Genomic DNA, 24,624 nt, shown 5'->3' with positions numbered 1-24,624 from the left:
TTCCGATTAACCAGTTAACGATTTAAATCTTCATATCTACTTTTATAGGGCATAATTGCACGAAAAAAAGCCTATGAATATTAAATATTCATAGGCTTTAATTAAGCATAACAAATATATAAGGAATAGTGTCTCTAATCATACGATAGAAACATTACGTTATCTATTGTTATACTATTTTGCGATTGCTTTTTTAGCAGCGTCTGCTAATTGAGCGAATGCAGCTGCATCATTTACAGCAAGATCAGCTAACATTTTACGGTTAACTTCGATTTCAGCAAGTTTTAAACCGTGCATTAAACGGCTGTAAGAAAGACCGTTGATGCGAGCAGCTGCGTTGATACGAGTGATCCATAATTTACGGAAATCACGTTTCTTTTGACGACGGTCACGATATGCATATTGACCTGATTTCATAACTGCTTGGTTAGCAACTTTATATAATGTATGTTTAGAACCAAAGTAACCTTTAGCTAATTTTAAAACTTTTTTACGACGTGCGCGTGTTACAGTACCGCCTTTTACGCGTGGCATACTAATTACCTCCTGCTATTCAATTACATGAATATTAATGTATTTTCGTATTATTTAATGTTCGCAAGTAAAGATTTGATGCGTTTGAAGTCACCTGAAGATACGATATTTGCTTTACGTAAGTGACGTTTTGCTTTAGTAGATTTGTTTGCGAATAAGTGGCTACCGTAAGCACGGTCATATTTTAATTTACCAGTACCCGTTTTTTTGAAACGTTTAGCTGCGCCACGGTGAGTTTTCATTTTTGGCATTTCGAATTCCTCCTAAACTGTTCGACTAAAAACTTATTTTTTTTCGTTCTTAGGTTGTAATACTAAGAACATGCTTCTGCCTTCCATTTTCGGTTTTTGTTCAACCGTTGCAACTTCAGCACAAGCTTCTGCAAAGCGATCTAACACTTTTTGACCAATCTCTTTATGAGTAATAGCACGGCCTTTAAAACGAATAGATGCTTTTACTTTGTCCCCTTTTTCAAGGAACTTGATCCCGTTACGCAATTTTGTTTGGAAATCGTGTTCATCGATAGTAGGACTTAGTCTTACTTCTTTCATCACGATAACTTTTTGGTTTTTGCGTACTTCGCGATCTTTCTTTTGTTGCTCGAATTTAAATTTACCATAGTCCATGATACGAGCGACTGGTGGCTTGGCTTGAGGAGCCACAAGGACAAGATCCAAATTTGCACGTTCTGCAATTGATAAGGCTTCATTGCGTGATTTAACTCCAAGCTGATCACCATTATGATCGATTAGACGAAGTTCACGAGCGCGAATGCCTTCGTTTACATACATGTCTTTGCTAATAACAATCCACCTCCAAGTAGTGTCGCGAATACATGGTTTGGGCTAGTTGCCCGATGATCGGTACGGGTATTTCGATGTCCACTAAAAAAGGGCGGACATAGTCGAAATGTCCGCCCGCAAGATATATGTACACGCCGAAATGCGTGATCCGTTCTATCATGTAACCTGTCAACACTAATTTCTTAGATCAATCAGGTGAGAAGCGGGCAGCCTCTACTTCAACCACAAACTTTGTATTCATTAACCTTTTATACTTTATCATGTAAGAAATAATTTGTCAACATTTTTTATAAAATATATATTGTAATCATAAGATAATGGCTCTTTGTAAATAGTTGGGGTGGGGACACAATTCTCCGCCCTTATCCTATTGTGTTACCTATATCTTTATATTGATGTGTTAATAATATTTTGGCTCGTAATCGATCAAACCGTCGAAAGCCAAATGCATTTCGTTTTAATACTTTTGTTAAATTATTTAATCCTTCGACAAAACCATTTGAATAGCCAAAAGAAAAAGAATTTAAGATTTCTGTCTCCCAGTTTTTGAAGGTTTGAATCGTACGAATAAACTCTGGAATCCTTGATCTTTCAACCTTTTTATAAAACCTCTGTAATCCCTTTTTCGTTTGTTTCATTTTTTCTTTTCCATTCACTTTTGCAGCCTCGAACCAGCGATAAAAATGTTCTTTTAACTCATAAGCCAATTTCAATTCATCTGAAAAAGTACAATAACGGGCTAAATACCATTGATCATAATCCGTTAAATTTTGTGATTTTTTTAGAAAAACAAAGCGTTTCCTCTTTATCTTTTTTCGATCATAATCATTCCATTCCGATTGAACTCGGATTCTTACTCTTTCTATTGCCCAGTTGATATAGCGTACAAAATGAAAACGATCTGCAATAATAATTGGCTTTCCTAATGATTTAGTAACAGCGGCTTTAAAGCTATGACTCATATCCATTACCACTGTTTGTACATTCTCTCCATACTGGTGTAAATAAGCTTCAATCGTTTCCTTTTTCCGATTTGGGAGAATATCTATCGGTTCCCTTGTTACTGCGTTAGCGATAATCAGTTGAAACTTTTCTTTATCGGCATTCCCTTTAAACTCATCAATCGCAATTACCGGCGGTAATTCTTTCATTTCTTTGATTGTTTTCCCTTTTACTGCACGGACTTGCGCCATTTGATTCCATTCTTTAGAAAACCTTTGATAGCGCTCTACAATAGGATTTTGTTCTGCAAAGCGTTTCCCACATGTGCATCTATATCTTCGTTTTCTATAAAATAAAATTGTTTTTCTTTCTGAGAATTTTAGATGTTTAATTTTCGTTAAACGGTAATCATGTATATGTGAAGTCAATTTTCCACATTCAGGGCATTTATGCGGTTTAATAGGCATTTCAAAGTGAATGATATATTGACCTTCTATTTCTTGAGCTTTTAAAATTGTTACTTCTTCAAATCCCGGTAATATTATGTTAGAATTCATGTAACACGTAACTCCTATCTTAACTTTTGTTTTGGTAACTTTAGTATAAGATATTTGGAGCTTACGTGTATTTTTTTACCCTAAATTGTTTGACAACCCCAACAATTAGTATAGAACCGAATTTCTTAATGAAAACGCAAAAAAACACCTAATCATCATCACTGACAATTAGGTGTTTCGAGTATTAGATTATAAAACTTTCTCTAAGAAGTCTCTTGCACGTTGTGTTGATGGGTTTTTGAAGAATTCTTGAGGAGCTGCATCTTCGATTAAATGGCCTCCATCTAAGAAGAATACACGGTCCGCTACTTCACGGGCAAAGCCCATTTCATGTGTAACGATTAGCATCGTCATACCTGTTTTTGTTAATGATTTCATAACATCTAGAACTTCTTTAACCATTTCTGGGTCAAGTGCTGATGTTGGTTCATCAAATAACATAATATTTGGTTCCATTGCTAACGCTCTTGCGATGGCAACACGTTGTTTTTGACCACCTGATAGACGGTTTGGATATTCGTCTTTTTTATCAAATAAGCCAACTTGTTTTAACAGTTCTCCACCACGTTTTTCAGCTTCAGCTTTAGATAATTTACTTACTTTCATAGGAGCATATGTCAAGTTTTCCATCACGGTTTTATGCGGGAACAAATGGAAGTGTTGAAAAACCATACCGACTTTTTCGCGAACTTTCATCAAATTCGTTTTTTTCTCCGTGATATCTTGTCCGTTAATAATTATCTTACCGCTCGTTGGCATTTCTAGTAAGTTGATACATCTTAAAAAGGTAGATTTACCAGAACCAGAAGGACCAATGATTGCAATAACTTCGCCATCTTGAATTGTTGTTGAAATGCCTTTTAGCACATCGTTTTTGCCGTACGACTTGTGCAAATCTTGTACATTAATCACTGACTCTCATCCTTTTCTCAACTAATTTACCAGCATAAGATAAAATTAGTACGATAATATAGTAGATTACCCCTGCAATTAGCAATGGTTCTATATAGTGGAATGTTGCACCACCGACAATGTAGGCACGACGCATGACATCAAGTGCACCGATTACTGTTACAATTGCAGACTCTTTTGTTAATGAAATAAATTCATTCATAAGAGCTGGAATAATATTTTTTAATGCTTGTGGTAAGATAATATCTTTCATCATGCTAGCATAAGAGACACCTAGAGCTTGAGCTGCTTCGCTTTGCCCTTTATCAACTGCCATGATACCACCACGGATAATTTCTGAGATATAAGCTGCTGAATTTAATGAGAATGCTAGAATTGCAGCAGGCATAGGTTGAATATCAACATTTGGGAACATTTGTGGAATTCCCATGTAAATAATGATTAATTGTAAAACAAGTGGTGTACCACGGAATACGGAAGTATAAAAGTCAGCTAGCCATTTAAGTGGCTTAATGCCACTTAATTTGACTAGTGATAGTAAAACTCCAAGAATAAAACCGAGGACACACGCAATTGCAGCAATTTCTAATGTAACGACGATCCCTTTAAGAATATAGGGAATCGAAGGTATAATTGGCGTGAAATCCAAATTCATTTATAGAACCTCTTTCCCTTATTAATCGACTTTGAACCATTTAGCTTTCATTTTATCAATTTCTCCAGCGTCATCTAATTCTTTAACAGCTTTGTTGAATTCGTCAACTAATTTACTGTCTTTAGAGAAAGCAGCTGCTTTCTTTTGATTTTCAACGCCTTCAATGTTTGAGTATTTTAAATCATTATTTTGTTTCACATAGTTTTTAGCGACGATATCTTCAAGGACAATTGCATCAAGTCGACCAAGTTTTACTTCTTGGATTAGCTCAGGTACACGGTCACGAGTTTCAACTTTTACGCCATTCACTTTATCTTTAATAGCATTAGCTGTGTCTTCTTCAATAGAAGATACTTGAGCGCCAATTTTTTTACCTTTTAAATCGTCAATGCTTTTAAAAGTTGTGTCTTTTTTAGTAATGATAAAATCTTGTGTATCATAGTAAGAATCAGTAAAGTCTACTACTTTTGCACGTTCTTCGTTTGGTGTAATACCAGCCATTGCAAAGTCTATTTTTTTAGCTTGTACTGCTGGGATTAAACTGTTGAATTCCATATCTTGAATTTTTAGTTGGTATCCCATTTTCTTTGTGACTGCATTTGCTAAGTCTACATCAAAACCAATAATTTCATCTGATTTAGCAGAATCAATGTATTCAAATGGGGCAAAGTCTGCTGATGTTCCCATTACTAATACTTTTTTGTTTTGATTATCATTGTTATCTGTTGCAGTTTTATCAGAATTAGATCCACATCCAGCTAGTGAAAGTGATAATACAGCTGCTGCTGCAAATAACCATTTCTTTTTCATGTTGAAAAACTCCATTCTATTGTTGTTATATATATTCTTTCATTTGAGTGTTTTAAGTATCTGATTTTCATACGGGTATACTACAAATAATGAATATATATTAATTTAGTTTTATAAATATAATAACATAAATATTTTAAAACTAAAGTCCTTTTCATAATAATGTGCAATTTTTTTTGATTTATGTTTCACAAAAGTATAATTTATGTCGAAAAAATATCGTCTTTTATGAGATTTTTGTCGCATTTTCTTATTCCTCGGGTAATATTTTTAAAATATTTCCTGTACTTTTATCTCTTTTTATAGGTTAATACTTACATCTAAAGTAATGCTAGTCCCATCGTTTACGCAATTTATACTGTGCTAGCAAACATACCTCAATTATAAATAAACTGACAACAATATAATTTCCACCCTCAATAACAATTGTTCTTGCATTTCCCAATAAACTTATTGCCGGTAAATGAATGGTAAAGTTTACATACATACCAAAAGTAAAATTCCGAACCCATTGAGTTGGATGATAAATGAACAGAGCGTCCTTTATACCAAATTGTTGAATACGAAAAATACTGCGGACTCCTTCTATACTTTCTACAATGCAAAATACGACCGTCACGATTACCCAATAATAAATGAGCCATTTCTCTAAAAAACTAAATGTAACGATTAACGCTAATCCAGTAATTGATAATGCACCATGTATCGTGCAATTAGTCGTTTTCCAATTTAATATTGCAGTCTTTAGCGTATTTTTCATCAAATAGAGACTGCGCCCGATCAATGTCAAACTAATGATATAAAATATGGCACCAACAACGATCAATAAGAACGCAAATTCAATAGGAAATTCCGCTTTGAATATTGTTTCTCCACCTATTACTAAAGATTGCGTTGATACACATGATAAAATGATCACGCCATTTAATTTTTCTATAAATTTTGGTTTTCTTATATAAATTGAATAATTCCGTATAATAATTCCTAAATAAAACAACCAAATTAGAAAATCGATGATATAAAGTCCAATGCTTACAGTCGTTAAATGTGGAAAATGATAAGTTATATTCAATATGATGACGGATGTTGCTGCAACCCAAGTTCCTATTGTGAAACTGTTAATCGGATCTTTTAGATGATTGTTATAAAAAGTCCCCTTTTTTATATCCATTAATAATAACGAAATAATACATCCATAAGCACCAAATAATAGTATTGCCAATAAAGTTTCAATTCGCTCATTATAAAAAGCGAATTTTTGAATTAAACCAATCTGCATAATTCCAAATGCCATTATGATTGCACCTGAATTTGTTGGAATTGAATGAACTCCTTTACGTATAAAAAGTTGTATCAATATCCAGATATACAGAATGAAAAAAACGAAATAATACATTTAAACACGACCTTTTAAAAGTTACATCATTCATTATAGCGAAATATAATCATTTGTTAATCAGAAATTAAATATGCATAAAAAAACCCCTATTTCTCAATGTATTTCACATTAAGAAATAGGGGTTTGGGATTGTTACCTTCAGAATTATTTTACTTTAAACCATTTAGCTTTCAATTCGTCAACTTTTCCTTCTTTCGTAAGTTCATCCAATGCTTTGTTAAATTCAGCAGTTAACTTACTGTTTTCTGGGAATGCAGCTGCTTTTGATTGGTCTTCTTGGTTTTCAATCACATAGTAACCAAGTTCCTTATTTTGTTTCAAGTAGTTTTCAGCAACAATATCTTCTGTTACTAATGCATCGATACGACCTAATTTAACTTCTTGTATTAATTCTGGGACACGGTCACGACTTTCAAGTTTCACGCCTTTAATCTCTTTAGCTAATGATTTAGCTAAATCTTCTTGGATAGAAGAAGTTTGTGCGCCAATTTTTTTCCCTACTAAATCGGCATCTGATTTGATACCACTATCCTTTTTGACAACCATGTACTCTTTTGTATCGTAGTAAGATTTAGAGAAATCAACTACTTTATCACGATCTTTATTAGGTGTCATACCAGCTAATACGAAGTCCACTTTATCAGCTTGTAATGCCGGGATTAAACTATTAAATTCCATATCTTTTACTTGTAATTTATAACCCATTTTTTTAGTTGCTGCTTTGGCAAGGTCAATATCAAAACCGATAATATCGTCAGATACTTTTGCATCAATGTATTCAAATGGTGCATAATCTGCTGCTGTACCCATTACTAATACTTTTTCTTCTTTTGTATTATCTGCTGATTTGTCGGAACTGTTTGAACCACATCCTGCTAATGATAGTGATAATACTGCTGCTGCTGCGAATAACCATTTTTTCTTCATTTTCATGTTAAAAACTCCCTTATTTCAATTCTTCTTTGTATTTTTGTATAGCTTTATCTAACATTGTTAGTCCATCATCAATTTGTTCTTTTGTAACAGTAAGTGGTGGAATCATTCGGATTACTTCCCCTTCGTTCCCGCAAAGGTAGAAAAGCACCCCTTCTTCTAATGCTAAATCTAGGATTCTTTTTAAAGCTTTTCCGTCTCCAAGTCCAGTTTCTGGATCAATGACGTCAATTCCTATCATTAAACCTGTTGCACGAACTTCTCCGATACAATCGTATTTATCTTGGATTTTCTTAAGTTGTTCAACCGCATATGCTCCAACTTCTTTAGAGTTTTCAACAAGATGTTCTTCTTTGAAAACTTCGAGTGTAGTAAGTGCTACTGAACAAGCAATTGGATTTCCTCCAAATGTAGTACCATGAGAACCGATTGGCCATTTTTTCATTAGTTTGTGACTTGCGACTGTTGCGCTTAGTGGTAGACCTGAGGCAATACCTTTTGCGATAGCCATAATATCTGGTGTTACGCTAAATGTTTGGGCTGCAAACCATTCACCAGTTCGTCCAAAACCTGTTTGCACTTCATCGAAAATCAATAATATTCCATGTTGATCACATATTTCACGGATTTTTTGTAACCATTCTTTTGGTGGAATTACATAACCACCTTCACCAAGAACAGGTTCTACAATTACCGCTGCCACTTCTTCTGGTGTTACTTGATGTTTGAACAATTGGTTAAAATCGTGTTCTAGCTTGTCCACTACATATTGAATTGGGTCTTGACCCATTGGTGCTTCTTTCACATTTGCATATGGTATTTGATAAGACAGATGTGATGGTTGCATAAATTTACGATATTTTGCTTTCGAAGTGGTTACACCAAGTGCACCCATTGAGCGTCCGTGGAAACAACCTGTAAAGGAAATCACATATGGACGTTGCGTTGTGAATTTAGCAAGTTTTAAAGCACCTTCAACGGCTTCCGTTCCACTATTTCCATAAAAGAAACAATCTAAATCTCCTGGAAGAATTTCACCAAGTTGTTTGGAAAGTTCTAAAATTGATTCATACATGATGACCCCAGATGGTCCATGGATCAATTGATCAGCAGCGTCTTTAATGCTTTGCACGATCTTAGGATGACGGTGTCCTGTATTAGCAACTGCAATTCCTGATGTAAAGTCTAAATATTTTTTACCGTCTGCCCCGTAGTAGTAACAACCTTCCTCTTTTACTACAGGTAAATTTGGGTGATCTTTAGCCATACTTGGTGCTAAATAATTCCCCATATTGTCATATAAATCGAGCCAACTTTCCATCGTAATTCCTCCAATAATTTTTTGAAAATAATTAATTTAATATTTATACATATATTATCATAAATATTAAAAAGGTAAATAGGTTTTTAAAAATAAATATATAAATTTCTTTGTTTTTTATAATTTTTAGGTATTTATATACCTTATTTTTCACTAAATAGAAATATTTAGTTTAAATAAAGTGTGGATATTTGACACTTCCGAATACTTTCTATATTAAACACATATTCATTGTGAATTTTTATACAAAAAAACAGGATTGCTGATAATCTCAACAGTCCTGTCTTGTGAATTTTTCTTTGAAATTAAAATAAAAGTTACACATTATTTGTTTATTTCCCTACAGTGAGTAACATTTCACGGATTGTTTTACATGCAACTGCAGTGGAAGCGCCAGATGGATCATAGGATGGTGATAGTTCAACAACATCGGCTGCAACGATATTGTTTAGTTTTTGCAATTGCTGAATTGCGTTTAATAATTCGTTATACGTAATCCCCCCTGGTTCTGGTGTTCCTGTACCAGGAAATGTTCCAGGATCAAGTACATCTAAATCAATTGTTATATATATAGGAAGATTCTCTAATTTTTCTACAATTTTTCCCAATGTATCAATTGTAAATCGCTCCATATAAGTATGCTCTTTCGCCCATTCGAATTCTTCTTTTAGCCCTGAACGGATACCAAACTGAAAGATTCGTCCATCCCCTAGGAACTCATGACAACGTCGAATAATTGAGGCGTGAGATAACTTTTCACCCATATAGTCTTGACGTAAATCAGTATGTGCATCTATATGAATTACATGTAAATCTGGATACTTTTCATAGACTGCTTGAATGGTTGGATAACTTACTAAATGTTCTCCTCCAACCATGACGAATTTTTTGTCATCCGCAACAATTGAACGTGTATAAGATAAAATTGCATCCATTGTTTTTTGTGTATTTCCGAGCGGAAGTTCTACATCTCCACTATCATAAATCGCCATATCTTCTAAATCTCGATCAAGATATGGAGAATATGTTTCTAAACCATATGAGTCTGGTCGAATTGCTTGCATGGCAAAACGTGTGCCTGGTCTAAAACTTGTCGTACCATCAAACGGAATACCGAAAAGTACAAGGTCTGATTCTTCATACTGATTGTCGCATCCTATGAATGTTGAAACATTTAATGATTTATGTTGCATTTATAATTTACTCCTTCATTTGCTTGATGGTATTCTTCTACTTTTCTTATTCTTTTACTACAGTTATATGATGTTCAAGTGCGGATTCCGTCAAAACATTTCCAAAAGTCTGAGAATAATAATGATACTGCTGAATGACATCCTCAGATATCAATTCCCCAGGAATAACAAGCGGAATGCCTGGAGGATAAATCATTAACAAATCAGCACTTATTTTACCAAGCGCCCTATCAATAGGCATTAGTTCATGCTCAGCATAATGGGCTTCTCTTGGACTTAACAATAGTATATTGGCATGTGTTGGCGTGACACTTGTAGAATAGATAGGTGTTTTTCTGTTATATAGTCGCTCTATCTCTCGCAAAGCCCATACTAATTTTTTTAAAGAATTTTCATCATCTGCTGTTGTGATGACTGCCATAACGACATATCCTTCAGCAAGTTCCATTTGAATCTTGTATTTTTCTTTTAATAATGTGTAAACCTCAAAACCAGTTAATCCACTATCATTGACACGTATAACAAGTTTCGTCCAATCATAGGACTGCATATTATGCTTTCTCACAAAATCTTTTTTTAGTACTTCAAAACAAGTATGCTCTTCAATTTCGTAAATTGTTTTCTCAACTAGTGGTTTTAATGCTTGATAGCGTTCATATCCATAAAGTGCAAGTTCATGTCTTGCAACATCTAAAGAACTCATAAGCAAATAATTCGCACTAGTTGTTTGGATCATGTTCAATGTTTTTTGCATAGTTTTCGCTGAAATACGCCCTTCATTTAAAAGCAAAATTGAACTTTGGGTTAATGAACCACCTGTTTTATGCATACTCATGGTGACGATATCAGCACCAGCAGTGATTGGATCTATTAGCTCCGGCATAAATGGTAAATGTGCCCCGTGTGCACTATCTACGATAACAGCTATATTGCGATCGTGTGCTAACTTGCAAATTGTTCGTAATTCGTTCATGGAGCCAAAATAGGTTGGATATGTAACTAAAATTGCTTTTGCCTCCGGATATGCAGAAAGTGTTTTTATGACATTTTTAACTGAAATGCCATGTGAAATGCCGAAATGTACATCCACTTCAGGTTCGATAAATACAGGTTTAGCCCCACTCAATATTAAGCCATTCATAACTGATTTATGACAATTTCGCGGTACGATTAATACATCATCTGGTTTACAAGTAGCTAATATCATCGCCAATATCCCTGATGTTGTACCATTTACTAAAAAGTATGCGTGGTCTGCACCGAAAGCATCTGCCGCAAGTTGTTGTGCTTCTTTTATGACTGATTGTGGATGGCTAAGAAGATCTAACTCTTTCATAGAGTTGACATCCATTTTCATCGTCATTTCACCAAGTATATTTTTTAAAGGACTAGCCTGTGCGCCCATTTTGTGTCCTGGAACATCAAAAGGTATTGTATTTCTATTGGCATAATGGACAAGCGCATCAAATAATGGCATTTTTTCTTGATCTTTCGGTAACTCACTCATACGTAGCTGTTCTTGGATGCTGTTCATTATTCAATACCCTCCTCAAATGATTTTTGAAGTAATCTTGAATAATGTACATTCGTTAGCTTTTTTATAGAATAATGCAATTTTTGAGTAGACCCTTTTTCAATAAAATGATTCCTTGGTAAATTAAAAACAGTCAATATTTATCACTCCTACTAAAAAATGTCATTTTTAGCATAGAAAAAAGCTCTCCAACCATTAGAAGGAAAGCTTCGATATAATATCAACTGCTTATCCTCTTATCGTTCACAAAACTTTGTACATTTTGCGCTCAGGTTGAGCCCCAACGTCTGATAAAATAATCAGACAGGTTTGCCACCGTATCCTAGACCCCTCGTCTCAACGGTTACTAATAAGAGCAACTTTATTTATGCTGAAGCTAATATTAATGGAATTTATACAAACTGTCAAACCCTTTTTATAAAAATTTCAAAAATTCTATTATTAATTATTTTATTTTTTCGCAATTTTTTAGAAACCTCTAAAACTGTATTATAAATATTCTGTTTGATGTTTCAATATATAACATCCCACGTTTTTAATGTAAAATCATCTTTTAAAATAATACAGTATAAATCATCTTTCAATCTCTGTACTATATGCAAGAAAGTGTTAAAAGTTTTCTTGAATAAATTACAAAAAGATGCAAATTCAATGGCACTGAATCTGCATCTTTTTAGATTTATAACTTTATATAATTGGACAAATAATCCATTTCATAAAATTTGTAAGAAATTTTTTTATTCCATCAAATATTGTACTTGATCTGCATAGGTTAAGTCAGATGGATTCCATTTTCTTAATTGGCAATCGACAACTGTATAAGGAATGCCCATTTTTTGAATAAATTCAGCAAATTTTTCATCTAACCATGGCGGAGTCCAAGCTCCAGAACGGCAAATATGAATTGCTGAAATCTTCTCCTTAGGATGTAAATCATTTAGCTTTGGATATTCGATATGAAAGCGCTTATTCATTTGTTTAAAGTACTCAGGTTTTTCAGCAGTGTACGGTCCATAAACAATATGTGCCTCATCTACTTCATTGTTTTTTAACAATTTTCCGAGCCAGTTTGCGCAATTTAGTTCAAAATCAAGTGATGGTAATCCTCCGTAGCCCAAATCTGAATGAGCATCGAAAAGGTAAACATCATCACAGTTAAACTCATGCGCGATTTTATAAGATAGTGCATGTGAGTCCGATACATATACATGTATATGAGAGTCGAACTCAAAAATTTCTTTCATCTCGCGCCAAAAGTTGTCAACCTCATTAGAAAGCTCATATCGTTCTTGAATGTCTTTACCTTGTGCTTTCAATTGAAAGTAACGCTTATACCATAAATCGTTTATTGTTCTTTCATTTTCAATACATGATGAACCGTTTTGATTGTCTAAAGAAATAAAATAATCCCAATCTATTGATAATAAACTGTTTCCCATTATGACCACCTCTATTAAGTTAAATCACAGTTTATCTTAAAGTGTTCATAACATAATTGTAGTTCTGCATAAATTTTATGTCAATTTATCCATTTACTATCGAAACAGAGGAAAACAAAACAGATGACCTAAATCTTTTTAGATCATCTGTTTATAATATGAAATGGGTATAAATTTTTAGATTAAGTAGGATGGGATTAGTCGTTGATGGTAATTTTATGTTCATAAAGCTCTCCTGGGAATTCAATGGATAGGAACGATAACAATGATCGGCTTAAATCACGTGGAATGCAAAAGTGGACATTATTGATATGGATATGTCTTCCCAGCTTATAAATACTTTCATAAAGAGAATCTTTAGAATGATGGTCTACCTGTTGCCCCATCTTAGAAACAGACTCCACAACATAATGCATATTATCCTTATAGATGTTGAGTTTTAACAAAGAACCACTTCCTTTTCAAATTTTCTATTTAAATTAAATTAAATAGTAATTATATTATATCATAAAGCAGCATAATTATGACACAAATAAGATTTTTGCATTATAACGTTCAAAATTAATTTGAAAGTAATCCTACAACTTTTACTTATAGGTATATCCAAATAAAGCAGGGAATCCCACCTTTAGCTTTTTAAAACATAGTAAGAAAAATTAAATCTACAGATACAAAGAGTACAAATCCACCATACTGGTTTGTACTTTTACTTTTGGCTATAATCGCGCATATCGTTCATAGACATCCTGCAAATTTTCACAACCAATTTTTTTGGCCTTTTCAATATAGAGACTCCAAAGTTCAGCCGTTAAGCGAGCGTCACCTAATGCATGGTGACGATTCATGATTGGAATATCATTATATGCACAAAAATCTTCTAGTTTAATCATATTTAGGTCACGCTCCACTATTTTAAACAAAAATGCTGTATCAACAATTCTATATTTAAAAGGTGTTCTAAAATAATGATTGCTTGCATATTTCATAAAACTTCTTTCATGATTCGCATGGTGAGCAACTAGTGTAGAATCTTTTACAAATTCGAGGAATTCAAGTAATACATTAGAAGCTGGAGGAGCAGCTTTAATGGCTTCGTCTGTAATTCCCGTTAGTTTCACGATTTCAGGTGGAATTTCTTTTTCTGTATACATGAGTGAATAGTATGTTTCATCTAGGAGAATTTGCGATCCATTCATCTTTACTGCACCGATGGATAATATTTCATCTCCCTTTTCGGGATAAAAGCCTGTTGTTTCGATATCGAAAACAACTACCTTTAGTTCAGTTAAAGGGATTCCTAACGCTTCTTCTGGCTGTATTTCTTTTTGCAATCCTCTTAAAAAGGCAATTTGTTGAGCGTTTTGCACTTCCCCTAATCCACCTGTATTACGTTTTCCTTGTATAGATCTTAGTAATTGCTGAAATGGTTCAAAAACCATATTTAACACCCTTTTTCAATAAGTTCGATTACTTCATCATGAATTCGAATTCCCGTTTTAAGAATTTGTTTAATCTGTTTTTTCTCCGCTTTACTAAGTCCTGCAATTTTTAGATAGTGCGTATCAAAATAATCATCGACTTTAAATAGTGAGAGTCGATACTTTAAAAGAAGTTCAAAATTGTCATTGCAGTTTCTTAATAAATTAGTATACTTTTCTTTTTTTACTAGTTCGGAAATACGTGATAATGTTGAAGTTTCGTAAATGCCTTCTTTAATCGCCAATATTCGAATGGCATTAACGTATGGTACAAAGGCAGAGTACTTTAAATCTATGCACCCTTGATATGGACCGTAACGTTCTACTAATATTTGCCCCAAAGGTCCAATTGTATTTTTTAGATGCATAATATTTGCCATAAACCGTTTTAAAAGATTAGGTTGTTCTAATTGATATTTGTAAACAACATTTTTCAACTGATTAATATATAGTGTTTCACCTACAAGAACTCTAGCATCATAAAAGATTTGCAAATACCGAATAGCTTCCCAACTTTCTGATTCCATCCATGTTAGTAATTGTTCTTTCCAACTTTTCAAAGATTTACACCAAAGCGGGTTTGAACTCATGATATAGCCTTTACAATACGGATAGCCAACCAACGCAAGACCATCTGAAAGTTCTTCTCCAAGAGCTTTAAAATAGGTATGACATTCTTCAGTATCTTCCACATAAATCATACCGTGATCTTGATCACTGATAAAACCTTGTTCGAGCCTTCCCCCACTTCCAGTTATAAACCACGAAAAAGCACAAGGCGGCAATCCCTTTTTTAAATTGACGATTGCCACCTCTAATACTTTTCTCATAATCTGATCATGAAAAGCGTTCAGACCAGAAAGATCTTCCTTGTATTTAGAAATATTTTGTTCTTTCCAAATCTTAATCGATTTGTATGTTAACACCCCAGTGTCCAACAATAGCACTTCCTTTTGGCGAGTAGCCTACCTATTAGGCTTTTTACTTATGAACTTACATGAGTTTTACTAGCAACAACATTTGCTTCTTTTGCTAATTTATCCATTTGTTCTGGATAGCCATAGCTACCATGTTCACTAATATCTAACCCCATGATTTCTTCTTCTTCAGATACACGAATTCCTCCCATAACTTTCTTCATAACCCAAAGAATAGCGAATGAAACGACAAATGCGTAGATTCCAGAAACTGCTACACCCATAAATTGAACACCTAGTTGGTCAAAACCACCGCCGTAGAACAGTCCTGGTTTACCAACTGAAGCAAGTTCTTTTGTCGCAAAGAATCCTGTTGATAATGTACCCCAGATACCAGGAATACCATGAACTGAAACAGCGAAAATTGGATCGTCGATTTTTCTTTTTTCTAAGAAACGAGCACCATAGAATGTTAAAATACCAGCAACAAAACCAATTACGACTGAAGCCCATACATCAACAAATGCACATGACGCTGTAATTGCAACTAATCCTGCTAATGCACCATTTAAAATCGTTGGAATATCAGGTTTACCTAATACAAACCAAGAGATTAAAGTTGCTGCTACCGCACCTGCTCCTGCAGCTAAGTTCGTGTTAAGAGCTACAAATCCGAAGAATGCACCATCTACTGATACAGTACTACCAGCGTTAAATCCAAACCAACCTACCCAAAGAATTAGAACTGCTAATGCAGTATATACTTGGTTATGACCTGCAATGTTATTTGAAGAACCATCTTTGTTGAATTTACCAATACGTGGTTTTAATAAAATTGTTGCAGCAAGAGCCGCCATTGCACCTGTTAAGTGAACTACTGTAGAACCGGCAAAATCTTGTTTACCGTGTTCTGCTAACCAACCGCCACCCCAGATCCAGTGAGCAATAACGGGATAAACTAAAATTCCAAAAAGAATGGTAAAGACTACATAAGCTGAAAACTTCGCACGTTCTGCAAATCCACCAAGAGCTATTGTTACGGAAATAGCTGCAAATGCTAATTGGAATACGAAGAATACTGTTGTAGCAAGACCTCCTTCTTCTGGTTCAGCTAAATCACCTGAGTAGAAAAAGTCTGTCATACCTACTAAGAAGTTCGCGTTACCGCCAAATATTAAACCGTAACTGAGTGCCCAAAATACTATTGACGCCAAACCAAAAGTGAAAATTGTTTTACCAGCTACGTGCCCCGCATTTTTCATTCTTGTGGAACCGGCTTCTAATAATATAAATCCACCAATCATAAAAATAACTAAAATTGCCGCTACCATCGTCCACAAGCTATTCATCAGATACATTGCATCCATGAACATCAACTCCATTTCTTATGTTATTTTTATAAACAAATGCATGTTAGGTTTTATAACATGTTTGCTATTAATCTTAATTTTACACATAAATGATTAATAGTCAATACAATTTTCTGAATTTTTTAAAATAATGTAATGTTTTCTAACGCAATATTGCATAAAACGCTTTCATTATAAATTTTCAATATTTTGTATTTTATCTTTGCCATTCGCCTCAAATTTTGAATATATCTTTAAAGGTTTAGTGAATCGATAGTCATCTTATTATATATTTTAGAAGAAGACTAACTCTCTTTTTTCCTCATTAGAAGTCACATCTTTACGTTGGAATCAAAAGCACCTATTAGTTAAATAGGTGCTTTATAACATATTGCTGACAATCCGTACGCTTTTTTTATTTCACAATTACACTTTTCAAATCATCTGCTTCAGTAGGATGCGGCTTGTAATTTTCCACGTTACTTCTTGCACCTACTATAGGCGTTGAATGAACCAGCGGTAAAACAGGCACAATTTCACGTAAACGATTTTGTATTTCTCCATAAATTTCTTCTCGTTTCGTTTCATCTGTCGTAGAACGTGCTTCTGCTAACCAGTTTTGTATCTTCACATCATTTAGTTGGGAATTATTCAAAGATCCTGATTCATCAAAGAATAAGGATAGCAAATTATCCGGATCCCCATTATCACTTGTACCTCCAAGTAAAAATAACTGTGCTTCACCTTTTCTCGTTTTTTCTAAATAAGTTGCCCATTCATACGTAACAATCTTTGTTTTCATCCCAATAGTTTCTAAATTCTTTTGGATTGCTTCTGCAACTTTTTGTCCATCAGGCATGTATGGACGTGGTACCGGCATTGCCCATAATTCTACTACTTTACCGTCATACGAAGATTCTTTTAATAATCCTTTTGCCTTCTCTACATCGAAAGTATATGGCTCTGTATTTTCGTTATAGCCAAGAGAAGTCGGTTGTAAGGGGTTTTTTGCTTCTGTCGCTAATCCCTCAAAAAAGCTACTTACAATTGCTTGACGATCAATTGCTAAACTAACAGCTTGCCTTATTTTTGAATCATTAAGCGGTTTTTGAGTCATCGTCATTCCTAAATACCCCACATTAAACGAAGGCCTTTTTAGTAATTGTAGATTTGAATCTTCTTCAATACGCTTATGATCACTTGGACTTAAGCCATCTGCAATATCAATTTCACCTGTTACCAAACTATTTAATCTAGCAGCGTTGTCTGGCAATGTACGGTAGATTAACTTTGTCACTTTTGGATATCCATTTTGCCAGTAATCTTCATTCTTTGTAAGTTCAATTGAATCATTTCGCTTCCAACTTTTAAATTTAAATGGTCCAGTTCCAACAGGATTTTCACCGAATTTATCTCCTTCTTTTTCAATAGCCGATGGACTTGCAATTGAAAATGCTGTCATTGCCAAATTATTTAATAATGCTGCAGAAGGTTTTTTTAACTTTATTTCGAAGGTATGTTCATCTAATGCTTTCACCGTATCAATAATATGGTTTTTATCATCTACAAAACCCCCAAACATATCACCGTAATATGGAAATTGATCAACAGTGCCATTCATCCAACGCTCAAAGTTTTTGACAACTGCTTCTGCATTAAAAACTGTTCCGTCGTGAAATTTAACACCTTCTTGCAGGGTGAATGTATAGGTCAACTGATCTTCAGATATTTCCCATTCTTTCGCTAAGCTTGGTTTAATCGATGTATCATCTTCCCCAAATTGTACGAGCGTTTCATAAATATTACGAGCTACCTTAAACGATTCACCGTCTGTAATCGTAATTGGATCAAGAGAAACTGAATCGGTGCCCCGGCCATAAACAAGAGAACTTTCTTTCGAATCTGCGCCTTTGTTTCCGGTATCTTTATTCCCACAAGCACTCAAAACAATAACCCCTAACACCATAAAAATGTACAATAACACTTTCTTCATACTATTCCCCCTTTTAAAATACTGAAATTTCAGAATATAATATCTATTATACATAATAGAATTATAGATAGAAATCTCTAAACCAAAAAAGCAGCTATTAGGCAGCTGCTTTTTGTCCTGTTTCTATTTGAATTTTATCTTTCTTCATTTTCCATAAATAATATAAAGTTATCAAAAGACTACAAGCTCCAAAACACATTACCATATTTTCAAGTCCTATGAGATCTAATAATGCACCTGTTGACAATAAAACGATTTGAAATGAAGTGCGATCTAACATATTGCGAAAAGAGAAGAAACGACCATGAAACTCTTTTGGCACTTGTTGTTGGAATATCGTCATGACAGTTGGGTAGAAACACCCTACTGAGAAACCTACTAAACCAAATGTTATAAGGGATAAAATAGGAAGATGCGCGAAATGCAGCAATAATTCAGCGGCTCCAACGATAAACAATGCAAAGAATAATATGTGATTTGTTTTCCACTTTAAACCGATATATTTAATAACAAACGATCCAATCATAAAACAAACCCCTTCGACTGTATAAATAAGCCCTTTAATCGAAGATGAATCTTGAATTTCACTAATAGAAATAACGAGTAAATTAAATGACCCTAAAAATAAAACAGGGATAAAAGACAAAATAAGTGTATATTTAATGCCCGGATCACGTTTTAATAATGGGAATACTTCTTTAAAATTACGTTTAGCATCCTTCTTAGCCGTTTTTTGAAGACTTTCTTGCGTGTTGGGTAGTTTCAGCATAAAAGTAAATAACAACATGACAGAATACGCTACCATCGATATTACGTACAGTGCACTAAGTGGTGCATATACAAGAACTAAGCCTGCAAGTGCAGTACCTGCTACCCTTGCAATTGTTGAGATATTCATATCCCAGCCGTTAAGTTGCAATAAATCTTTTTCCTCTACAATAAGCGGTAAACACGCTTGTAAGGCTGGAAAATAAAATGCAACTGCAATTTGTATAGTGATTAGAAAAATAACCATCCACATAATAGAATCTGTTGCTAACGCTATAAACATAAACACTATACTTACTATACGGGCAGCACTTGAATAAATCATTACTGTTTTTTTGTTAGATTGATCAATAATTCTTCCTGCCATTGGCCCTACTAAAATCCCTGCAAATAATCCACTTGCTAAAATAAGAGATTTCATAAAATCAGACGGTACTTTTTCCTGCATAAATTCTAAGTTTCCAATGATTCCTGCCCATAATCCTAAACCTGCAATCAACTCACCGCTCAAAATAATCCAAACATTGCGATTTTTCAGCATACTTTCACCTCCAAAAAAGAAAGGAACTGATACCAGTTCCTTTCATAACTCATAATGATATTGTAACTTAAATCGAATATTTAGACTACCTAATGTTTTTATGATTTTTTTGCATCAATCGCAGGAAGTTTTTGAACGTGAATAATTTCGCCGTCTGTATCAACATCCACTGCATAGGAACCATTTGAAAATCTGTCGGCCAATCGATAGTGACCTTCTCGAAGTTCTTCTTGAATTCCTTTTTCAGTAGTAAGTTGAATTCCTTCCCCTTCTTCAACATAAACAACAGCACAAACTCTATGTGGATTTTTCTTTAATTCACGTAAAGTAAGAACGCCTCGTAATGCGCGATTACCTGTTTCTACTTCATCTAATGCCATCTTCTTCACTGCTCCGCGTTGAGTCACAATCATTACTTTTCCTTTGTGATGTTCAGGGATAGCATTAGCCGCTTGAATATAATCATCATCTTTTAAATTCATCGCTTTAACACCAGCAGTTTTAATGCCAGTAACTTGTACTTCGTCTAATTTGAAACGAATAGCATAACTACAATAAGTTGTTAGATAAACTTCAATTGTTGGTTCTACGATGTCAGCAAAAATAACTAAATCGTCTTTCTTAACCTTCATCATTTTCAATGGTTTTGTATATCTTTGGACAAAGAAATCAGCTAATGCTGTGCGCTTAATTTGCCCATTTTTTGTAATTGTTAGAACGTATTGATCTGCTTTAAAGTCTGTTACACCACATGCATTGATAATATTTTCATCTGCATCAAGTGGCACAATACTAGAAATATGCTGTCCTAGGTCTTTCCAACGAATGTCTGGTAACTCATGCACCGGTTGGAAAATATAATGCCCTTTATCAGTGAATAACAATATGTGTTGTTGTGTATTTAACGTAGATTCATATAATAAATAATCTGATTCCTTCATGGCAATGTCCTTACCATTTGAAGCATTATACGAGCGGATACTTGTACGTTTGATATAACCATCTTGCGTAACTGTAACGACTACTTCTTCACTTGGAATAAGGGCTTCCATATCTAACTTGATATCTTCAATTTCTTCTTGAATAATTGAACGTCTAGGTTCAGCAAATCTTTTCTTAATATCTTGCAATTCTTTTTGAAGTACTTTTACTAATTTTGCATCACTATCTAAAATGCTTTGTAATTCAAGTACTTTCTTGTTTAGTTCATCTTGTTCTTCTTGCAATTCAGTAATATCAGTATTAGTTAAGCGATACAATTGTAACGAAACGATTGCTTCGGCTTGAACTTCCGTAAAGGCAAATTTTTGTATTAAATTGTTTTTTGCGTCTTTTTTATCTTTGGAAGAACGGATGGTGGCAATAACCTCATCCAAAATCGATAATGCTTTCATCAGACCTTCAACAATATGTAAACGATCTTTTGCCTTTTTTAAGTCGAATTTCGAACGTCTAATAACTACTTCTTTTTGATGATCGATATATGCATCTAAAAGAAGTGGTAAAGTCATCATCGTTGGACGACGATTGTAAATGGCAATCATGTTGAAGTTATAAGTTACTTGAAGATCTGTGTTTTTCAATAAATATTTTAGAATTGGTGCACCGCTAATATCCTTTTTCAGTTCAACAACGATACGTAATCCTGTACGGTCAGATTCATCACGAACTTCTGCAATTCCCTCTAAACGTTTATCAAGGCGCATTTCATCCATTTTCTTAACAAGGTTAGCCTTATTCACATCGTAAGGTATTTCAGTGATAACAATTTGTTCTTTCGATCCTTTTAATTGTTCAATTTCTGTTTTAGCTCGAACAATTATTTTTCCTCTACCTGTTTCGTATGCCTTTTTAATGCCCTCGATACCTTGAATAATAGCACCAGTAGGGAAATCTGGACCTTTAATCACAGTCATTAACTCATCAATTGTTACATTTGGGTTTTTCAAACGCATTAAAACTGCATCTAATACTTCAGCTAAGTTGTGTGGAGGAATATCGGTAGCATAACCAGCAGATATCCCAGTAGAACCATTCACTAATAGATTCGGGAAACGTGATGGTAATACAGTTGGTTCCATGTCTTGGTCATCGAAGTTAGGCACTAAGTCAACTGTTTCTTTTTGAATATCACGTAACATTTCAGCAGAAATAGTAGAAAGTCTTGCCTCTGTATAACGCATTGCTGCTGGTGGGTCACCATCTAAAGAACCATTATTACCATGCATTTCGATCAGTACATGGCGTGCTTTCCAATCTTGGCTCATACGAACCATGGCTTCGTATACGGAGCTATCACCATGTGGATGATAGTTACCAATTACATTACCTACTGTTTTAGCAGATTTACGGAATGGTTTTTCATGTGTATTTCCTTCCATGAACATCGCATATAAAATACGACGTTGCACGGGTTTAAGTCCATCTCTTGCATCTGGAAGAGCACGGTCTTGAATAATATATTTACTATATCGACCGAAACGATCACCGATGACTTCTTCTAAAGGCAAGTCTTGATATTTCTCTGACTGTGTCATTTAAGCTCTTCCTCCTCTTGTTGAATAAAATCACTTTCTAAAATGTTGTTATCTTCTTCTAAACCAAAATCTACATGTGATTCAATCCATTTACGACGAGGTTCAACCTTGTCCCCCATCAATGTCGCTACGCCTTTTTCTGCGCGTTCTACATCATTAATCTTAACACGTACTAATGTACGAGTTTCTGGATTCATCGTAGTTTCCCAAAGTTGGTCGGCATTCATCTCACCAAGACCTTTATAGCGTTGTAAGATATAACCTTTACCGATTTTTTTAATGGCTTTTTGTAAGTCTTTTTCTGTCCAAGCATATTCCACAACTTCTTTTCGTCCAGTACCTTTTGATACTTTATAAAGCGGTGGTAGTGCAATATACACTTTCCCTGCTTCTACAAGCGGTCTCATGTAACGGAAGAAGAATGTTAATAATAATACTTGGATATGCGCACCATCGGTATCAGCATCGGTCATGATAATGACTTTATCGTAAGCTGAGTCTTCTACATTAAAATCAGAACCAACACCCGCACCTATTGCATGTATAATCGTTGAAATTTCTTCGTTTTTCATAATGTCTTGCAATTTAGCTTTTTCCGTATTGATAACTTTACCTCGAAGCGGCAAGATTGCTTGGAACGTACGGTCGCGTCCTTGTTTTGCAGATCCACCGGCAGAGTCACCTTCGACAAGGTACAATTCGTTCTTCGCAGCATTTTTAGATTGTGCTGGTGTTAACTTTCCAGATAAAATTGTACTTTGTTTTTTTGACTTTTTACCGTTTCGGGCATCTTCTCTTGCTTTACGTGCTGCTTCACGAACTTGTTGTGCACGAATAGCTTTGCGGACAAGTGAAGCACTTAACTCAGCATTTTCCTCTAAAATGTACATTAACTTTTGAGAAATTACAGCATCAACTGCTCCACGTGCTTCTGAAGTACCTAGTTTTCCTTTTGTTTGACCTTCAAATTGTAATAGATTTTCAGGAATACGAACGGAAATTATGGCAGATAGGCCTTCTCGAATATCTGAACCGTCTAAGTTTTTATCTTTTTCTTTTAATAGACCAATTTTTCTTGCGTAATCATTGAATACTCGAGTCATTGCTGATTTTGTACCAGTTTCGTGTGTTCCGCCATCACGAGTTCGAACATTATTGACGAATGACAAAATGGTTTCAGAATAGCCATCGTTGAATTGGAATGCAAATTCTACTTCAATATCATCCTGTGTACCTTCTACGTATTTAACCGGATGAAGAACATCTTTTTCCTCATTCAAATATGCTACAAACGCTTCTATACCATTTTCGTAATGATATACTTCATGACGTTCTGTAGCTTCTTCGATTAACTCTATTTTTAAATTTTTCAATAAGAATGCGGATTCGCGTAGTCGTTCTGCTAATGTGTCAAAATTATAATTTGTTGTAGAAAATATCATAGCATCTGGTTTGAAATGTATAAATGTACCTGTTTCTTTTGTAGAACCTATTTTCTCTAATGTTGTTACGGGCTTTCCACCATTTTCGAAACGCATACGATATTTACTTCCATCACGATGGATAATTACTTCTAACCATGATGATAATGCATTCACGACGGATGCACCTACACCATGTAATCCACCACTTGTTTTGTAGCCACCTTGTCCAAATTTCCCACCTGCATGTAATATGGTGAAAATTACTTCTGGAGTTGGTTTACCTGTTTTATGCATACCTGTTGGCATACCTCGTCCATAGTCACGTACACTAATGCTTTGATCAGCGTGTATTTTTACAATGATATGATTACCAAAACCAGCTAGTACTTCATCCACAGCATTATCGACGATTTCATACACTAGATGGTGTAAACCTCTACCATCTGTTGAACCGATATACATACCTGGACGTTTTCTAACTGCTTCTAATCCTTCTAGTACTTGAATATCATCTTCATTGTAAGACGTGATTGTCTGTTTACTTGTCAAAAAAATTCCCCCTAAACACAAACACCCGTTCTACTT

The 24,624-nt window shown here is 34.5% G+C and carries 21 protein-coding genes; all 21 read right to left on the bottom strand.

Translation table 11 applies throughout. The annotated features are described in order from the left end of the window. Positions 1–174: 174 nt before the first annotated feature. Positions 175–534 carry a 50S ribosomal protein L20 gene (gene rplT, locus CW357_RS00405; RefSeq protein WP_119417019.1) on the bottom strand — a complete coding sequence of 120 codons (360 nt, stop codon included), beginning with the start codon at positions 532–534 and terminating at the stop codon, positions 175–177. A 50-nt stretch (positions 535–584) separates the two neighbouring features. Next, entirely contained in the window at positions 585–785 is a 201-nt protein-coding gene (gene rpmI, locus CW357_RS00400) for a 50S ribosomal protein L35 (protein ID WP_119417020.1), read from the bottom strand. Between the two features lie 33 nt (positions 786–818). After that, positions 819–1,325 carry a translation initiation factor IF-3 gene (infC, locus tag CW357_RS00395; protein ID WP_119417021.1) on the bottom strand — a complete coding sequence of 169 codons (507 nt, stop codon included), beginning with the start codon at positions 1,323–1,325 and terminating at the stop codon, positions 819–821. Positions 1,326–1,699: 374 nt separating this feature from the next. Then, positions 1,700–2,836, bottom strand: a complete 1,137-nt coding sequence (locus CW357_RS00390) for an ISL3 family transposase (protein ID WP_124217060.1) — start codon at positions 2,834–2,836, stop codon at positions 1,700–1,702. A 189-nt stretch (positions 2,837–3,025) separates the two neighbouring features. After that, on the bottom strand, positions 3,026–3,748 hold the full coding sequence (locus CW357_RS00385) for an amino acid ABC transporter ATP-binding protein (RefSeq protein ID WP_119415866.1): 723 nt from the start codon (positions 3,746–3,748) through the stop codon (positions 3,026–3,028). Next, entirely contained in the window at positions 3,741–4,403 is a 663-nt protein-coding gene (locus CW357_RS00380; RefSeq protein ID WP_119415865.1) for an amino acid ABC transporter permease, read from the bottom strand. Before CW357_RS00380 ends, CW357_RS00385 begins: the two co-directional genes overlap by 8 nt. A 21-nt stretch (positions 4,404–4,424) precedes the next feature. After that, positions 4,425–5,213 (bottom strand): transporter substrate-binding domain-containing protein, encoded by a 789-nt coding sequence (locus CW357_RS00375; RefSeq protein WP_119415864.1) that lies wholly within the window; start codon positions 5,211–5,213, stop codon positions 4,425–4,427. Between the two features lie 331 nt (positions 5,214–5,544). Then, positions 5,545–6,609, bottom strand: a complete 1,065-nt coding sequence (locus tag CW357_RS00370) for an SLAC1 family transporter (protein WP_369973786.1) — start codon at positions 6,607–6,609, stop codon at positions 5,545–5,547. 147 nt (positions 6,610–6,756) lie between these two features. After that, positions 6,757–7,539, bottom strand: a complete 783-nt coding sequence (locus tag CW357_RS00365) for a transporter substrate-binding domain-containing protein (protein ID WP_124217198.1) — start codon at positions 7,537–7,539, stop codon at positions 6,757–6,759. Positions 7,540–7,558: 19 nt separating this feature from the next. After that, positions 7,559–8,866: an aspartate aminotransferase family protein gene (locus tag CW357_RS00360; RefSeq protein ID WP_124217059.1), complete on the bottom strand. Its 1,308-nt coding sequence runs from the start codon at positions 8,864–8,866 to the stop codon at positions 7,559–7,561. 332 nt (positions 8,867–9,198) lie between these two features. Further along, positions 9,199–10,059: an agmatinase gene (speB, locus tag CW357_RS00355; RefSeq protein ID WP_124217058.1), complete on the bottom strand. Its 861-nt coding sequence runs from the start codon at positions 10,057–10,059 to the stop codon at positions 9,199–9,201. Between the two features lie 46 nt (positions 10,060–10,105). After that, positions 10,106–11,593, bottom strand: a complete 1,488-nt coding sequence (locus tag CW357_RS00350) for an aminotransferase class I/II-fold pyridoxal phosphate-dependent enzyme (protein ID WP_124217057.1) — start codon at positions 11,591–11,593, stop codon at positions 10,106–10,108. A gap of 737 nt (positions 11,594–12,330) precedes the next feature. Continuing rightward, positions 12,331–13,032, bottom strand: a complete 702-nt coding sequence (locus CW357_RS00345) for an arginase (RefSeq protein WP_119415859.1) — start codon at positions 13,030–13,032, stop codon at positions 12,331–12,333. Positions 13,033–13,229: 197 nt separating this feature from the next. Then, the gene (locus CW357_RS00340; RefSeq protein ID WP_124217056.1) at positions 13,230–13,478 is read right to left on the bottom strand and encodes a hypothetical protein; all 249 of its coding nucleotides are present in this window, start codon (positions 13,476–13,478) and stop codon (positions 13,230–13,232) included. A gap of 270 nt (positions 13,479–13,748) precedes the next feature. Next, on the bottom strand, positions 13,749–14,471 hold the full coding sequence (locus CW357_RS00335) for an exonuclease domain-containing protein (RefSeq protein WP_119415744.1): 723 nt from the start codon (positions 14,469–14,471) through the stop codon (positions 13,749–13,751). A gap of 2 nt (positions 14,472–14,473) precedes the next feature. After that, entirely contained in the window at positions 14,474–15,457 is a 984-nt protein-coding gene (locus CW357_RS00330) for a DUF294 nucleotidyltransferase-like domain-containing protein (RefSeq protein ID WP_371683562.1), read from the bottom strand. A gap of 38 nt (positions 15,458–15,495) precedes the next feature. Next, positions 15,496–16,794 (bottom strand): ammonium transporter, encoded by a 1,299-nt coding sequence (locus CW357_RS00325; RefSeq protein WP_124217055.1) that lies wholly within the window; start codon positions 16,792–16,794, stop codon positions 15,496–15,498. 397 nt (positions 16,795–17,191) lie between these two features. Next, entirely contained in the window at positions 17,192–18,769 is a 1,578-nt protein-coding gene (locus tag CW357_RS00320) for an ABC transporter substrate-binding protein (RefSeq protein ID WP_124217054.1), read from the bottom strand. Between the two features lie 97 nt (positions 18,770–18,866). Further along, positions 18,867–20,078, bottom strand: coding sequence for an MFS transporter (locus CW357_RS00315; protein ID WP_119415741.1), 1,212 nt, complete (start codon positions 20,076–20,078; stop codon positions 18,867–18,869). A gap of 98 nt (positions 20,079–20,176) precedes the next feature. Further along, positions 20,177–22,615, bottom strand: a complete 2,439-nt coding sequence (gene parC / locus CW357_RS00310; protein WP_124217053.1) for a DNA topoisomerase IV subunit A — start codon at positions 22,613–22,615, stop codon at positions 20,177–20,179. Continuing rightward, positions 22,612–24,588, bottom strand: a complete 1,977-nt coding sequence (gene parE / locus CW357_RS00305) for a DNA topoisomerase IV subunit B (RefSeq protein ID WP_124217052.1) — start codon at positions 24,586–24,588, stop codon at positions 22,612–22,614. Before parE ends, parC begins: the two co-directional genes overlap by 4 nt. Between the last annotated feature and the right edge of the window lie 36 nt (positions 24,589–24,624).

Source organism: Rummeliibacillus sp. TYF005 (genome assembly GCF_003844195.1).
In the GTDB taxonomy this organism is placed as follows: domain Bacteria; phylum Bacillota; class Bacilli; order Bacillales_A; family Planococcaceae; genus Rummeliibacillus.
The sequence above is the reverse complement of the archived record's forward strand: the minus strand, read 5'-3'. Positions and strand labels throughout refer to the sequence as shown.

Bases quoted from the DNA above. Each gene is read 5' to 3' on its own strand.
- rplT (WP_119417019.1), bottom strand. From the start codon at position 534: ATGCCACGCGTAAAAGGCGGTACTGTAACACGCGCACGTCGTAAAAAA.
- rpmI (WP_119417020.1), bottom strand. From the start codon at position 785: ATGCCAAAAATGAAAACTCACCGTGGCGCAGCTAAACGTTTCAAAAAA.
- infC (WP_119417021.1), bottom strand. From the start codon at position 1,325: ATGTATGTAAACGAAGGCATTCGCGCTCGTGAACTTCGTCTAATCGAT.
- CW357_RS00390 (WP_124217060.1), bottom strand. From the start codon at position 2,836: ATGAATTCTAACATAATATTACCGGGATTTGAAGAAGTAACAATTTTA.
- CW357_RS00380 (WP_119415865.1), bottom strand. From the start codon at position 4,403: ATGAATTTGGATTTCACGCCAATTATACCTTCGATTCCCTATATTCTT.
- CW357_RS00375 (WP_119415864.1), bottom strand. From the start codon at position 5,213: ATGAAAAAGAAATGGTTATTTGCAGCAGCAGCTGTATTATCACTTTCA.
- CW357_RS00370 (WP_369973786.1), bottom strand. From the start codon at position 6,609: ATGTATTATTTCGTTTTTTTCATTCTGTATATCTGGATATTGATACAA.
- CW357_RS00365 (WP_124217198.1), bottom strand. From the start codon at position 7,539: ATGAAGAAAAAATGGTTATTCGCAGCAGCAGCAGTATTATCACTATCA.
- CW357_RS00360 (WP_124217059.1), bottom strand. From the start codon at position 8,866: ATGGAAAGTTGGCTCGATTTATATGACAATATGGGGAATTATTTAGCA.
- speB (WP_124217058.1), bottom strand. From the start codon at position 10,059: ATGCAACATAAATCATTAAATGTTTCAACATTCATAGGATGCGACAAT.
- CW357_RS00350 (WP_124217057.1), bottom strand. From the start codon at position 11,593: ATGAACAGCATCCAAGAACAGCTACGTATGAGTGAGTTACCGAAAGAT.
- CW357_RS00345 (WP_119415859.1), bottom strand. From the start codon at position 13,032: ATGGGAAACAGTTTATTATCAATAGATTGGGATTATTTTATTTCTTTA.
- CW357_RS00335 (WP_119415744.1), bottom strand. From the start codon at position 14,471: ATGGTTTTTGAACCATTTCAGCAATTACTAAGATCTATACAAGGAAAA.
- CW357_RS00325 (WP_124217055.1), bottom strand. From the start codon at position 16,794: ATGGATGCAATGTATCTGATGAATAGCTTGTGGACGATGGTAGCGGCA.
- CW357_RS00320 (WP_124217054.1), bottom strand. From the start codon at position 18,769: ATGAAGAAAGTGTTATTGTACATTTTTATGGTGTTAGGGGTTATTGTT.
- CW357_RS00315 (WP_119415741.1), bottom strand. From the start codon at position 20,078: ATGCTGAAAAATCGCAATGTTTGGATTATTTTGAGCGGTGAGTTGATT.
- parC (WP_124217053.1), bottom strand. From the start codon at position 22,615: ATGACACAGTCAGAGAAATATCAAGACTTGCCTTTAGAAGAAGTCATC.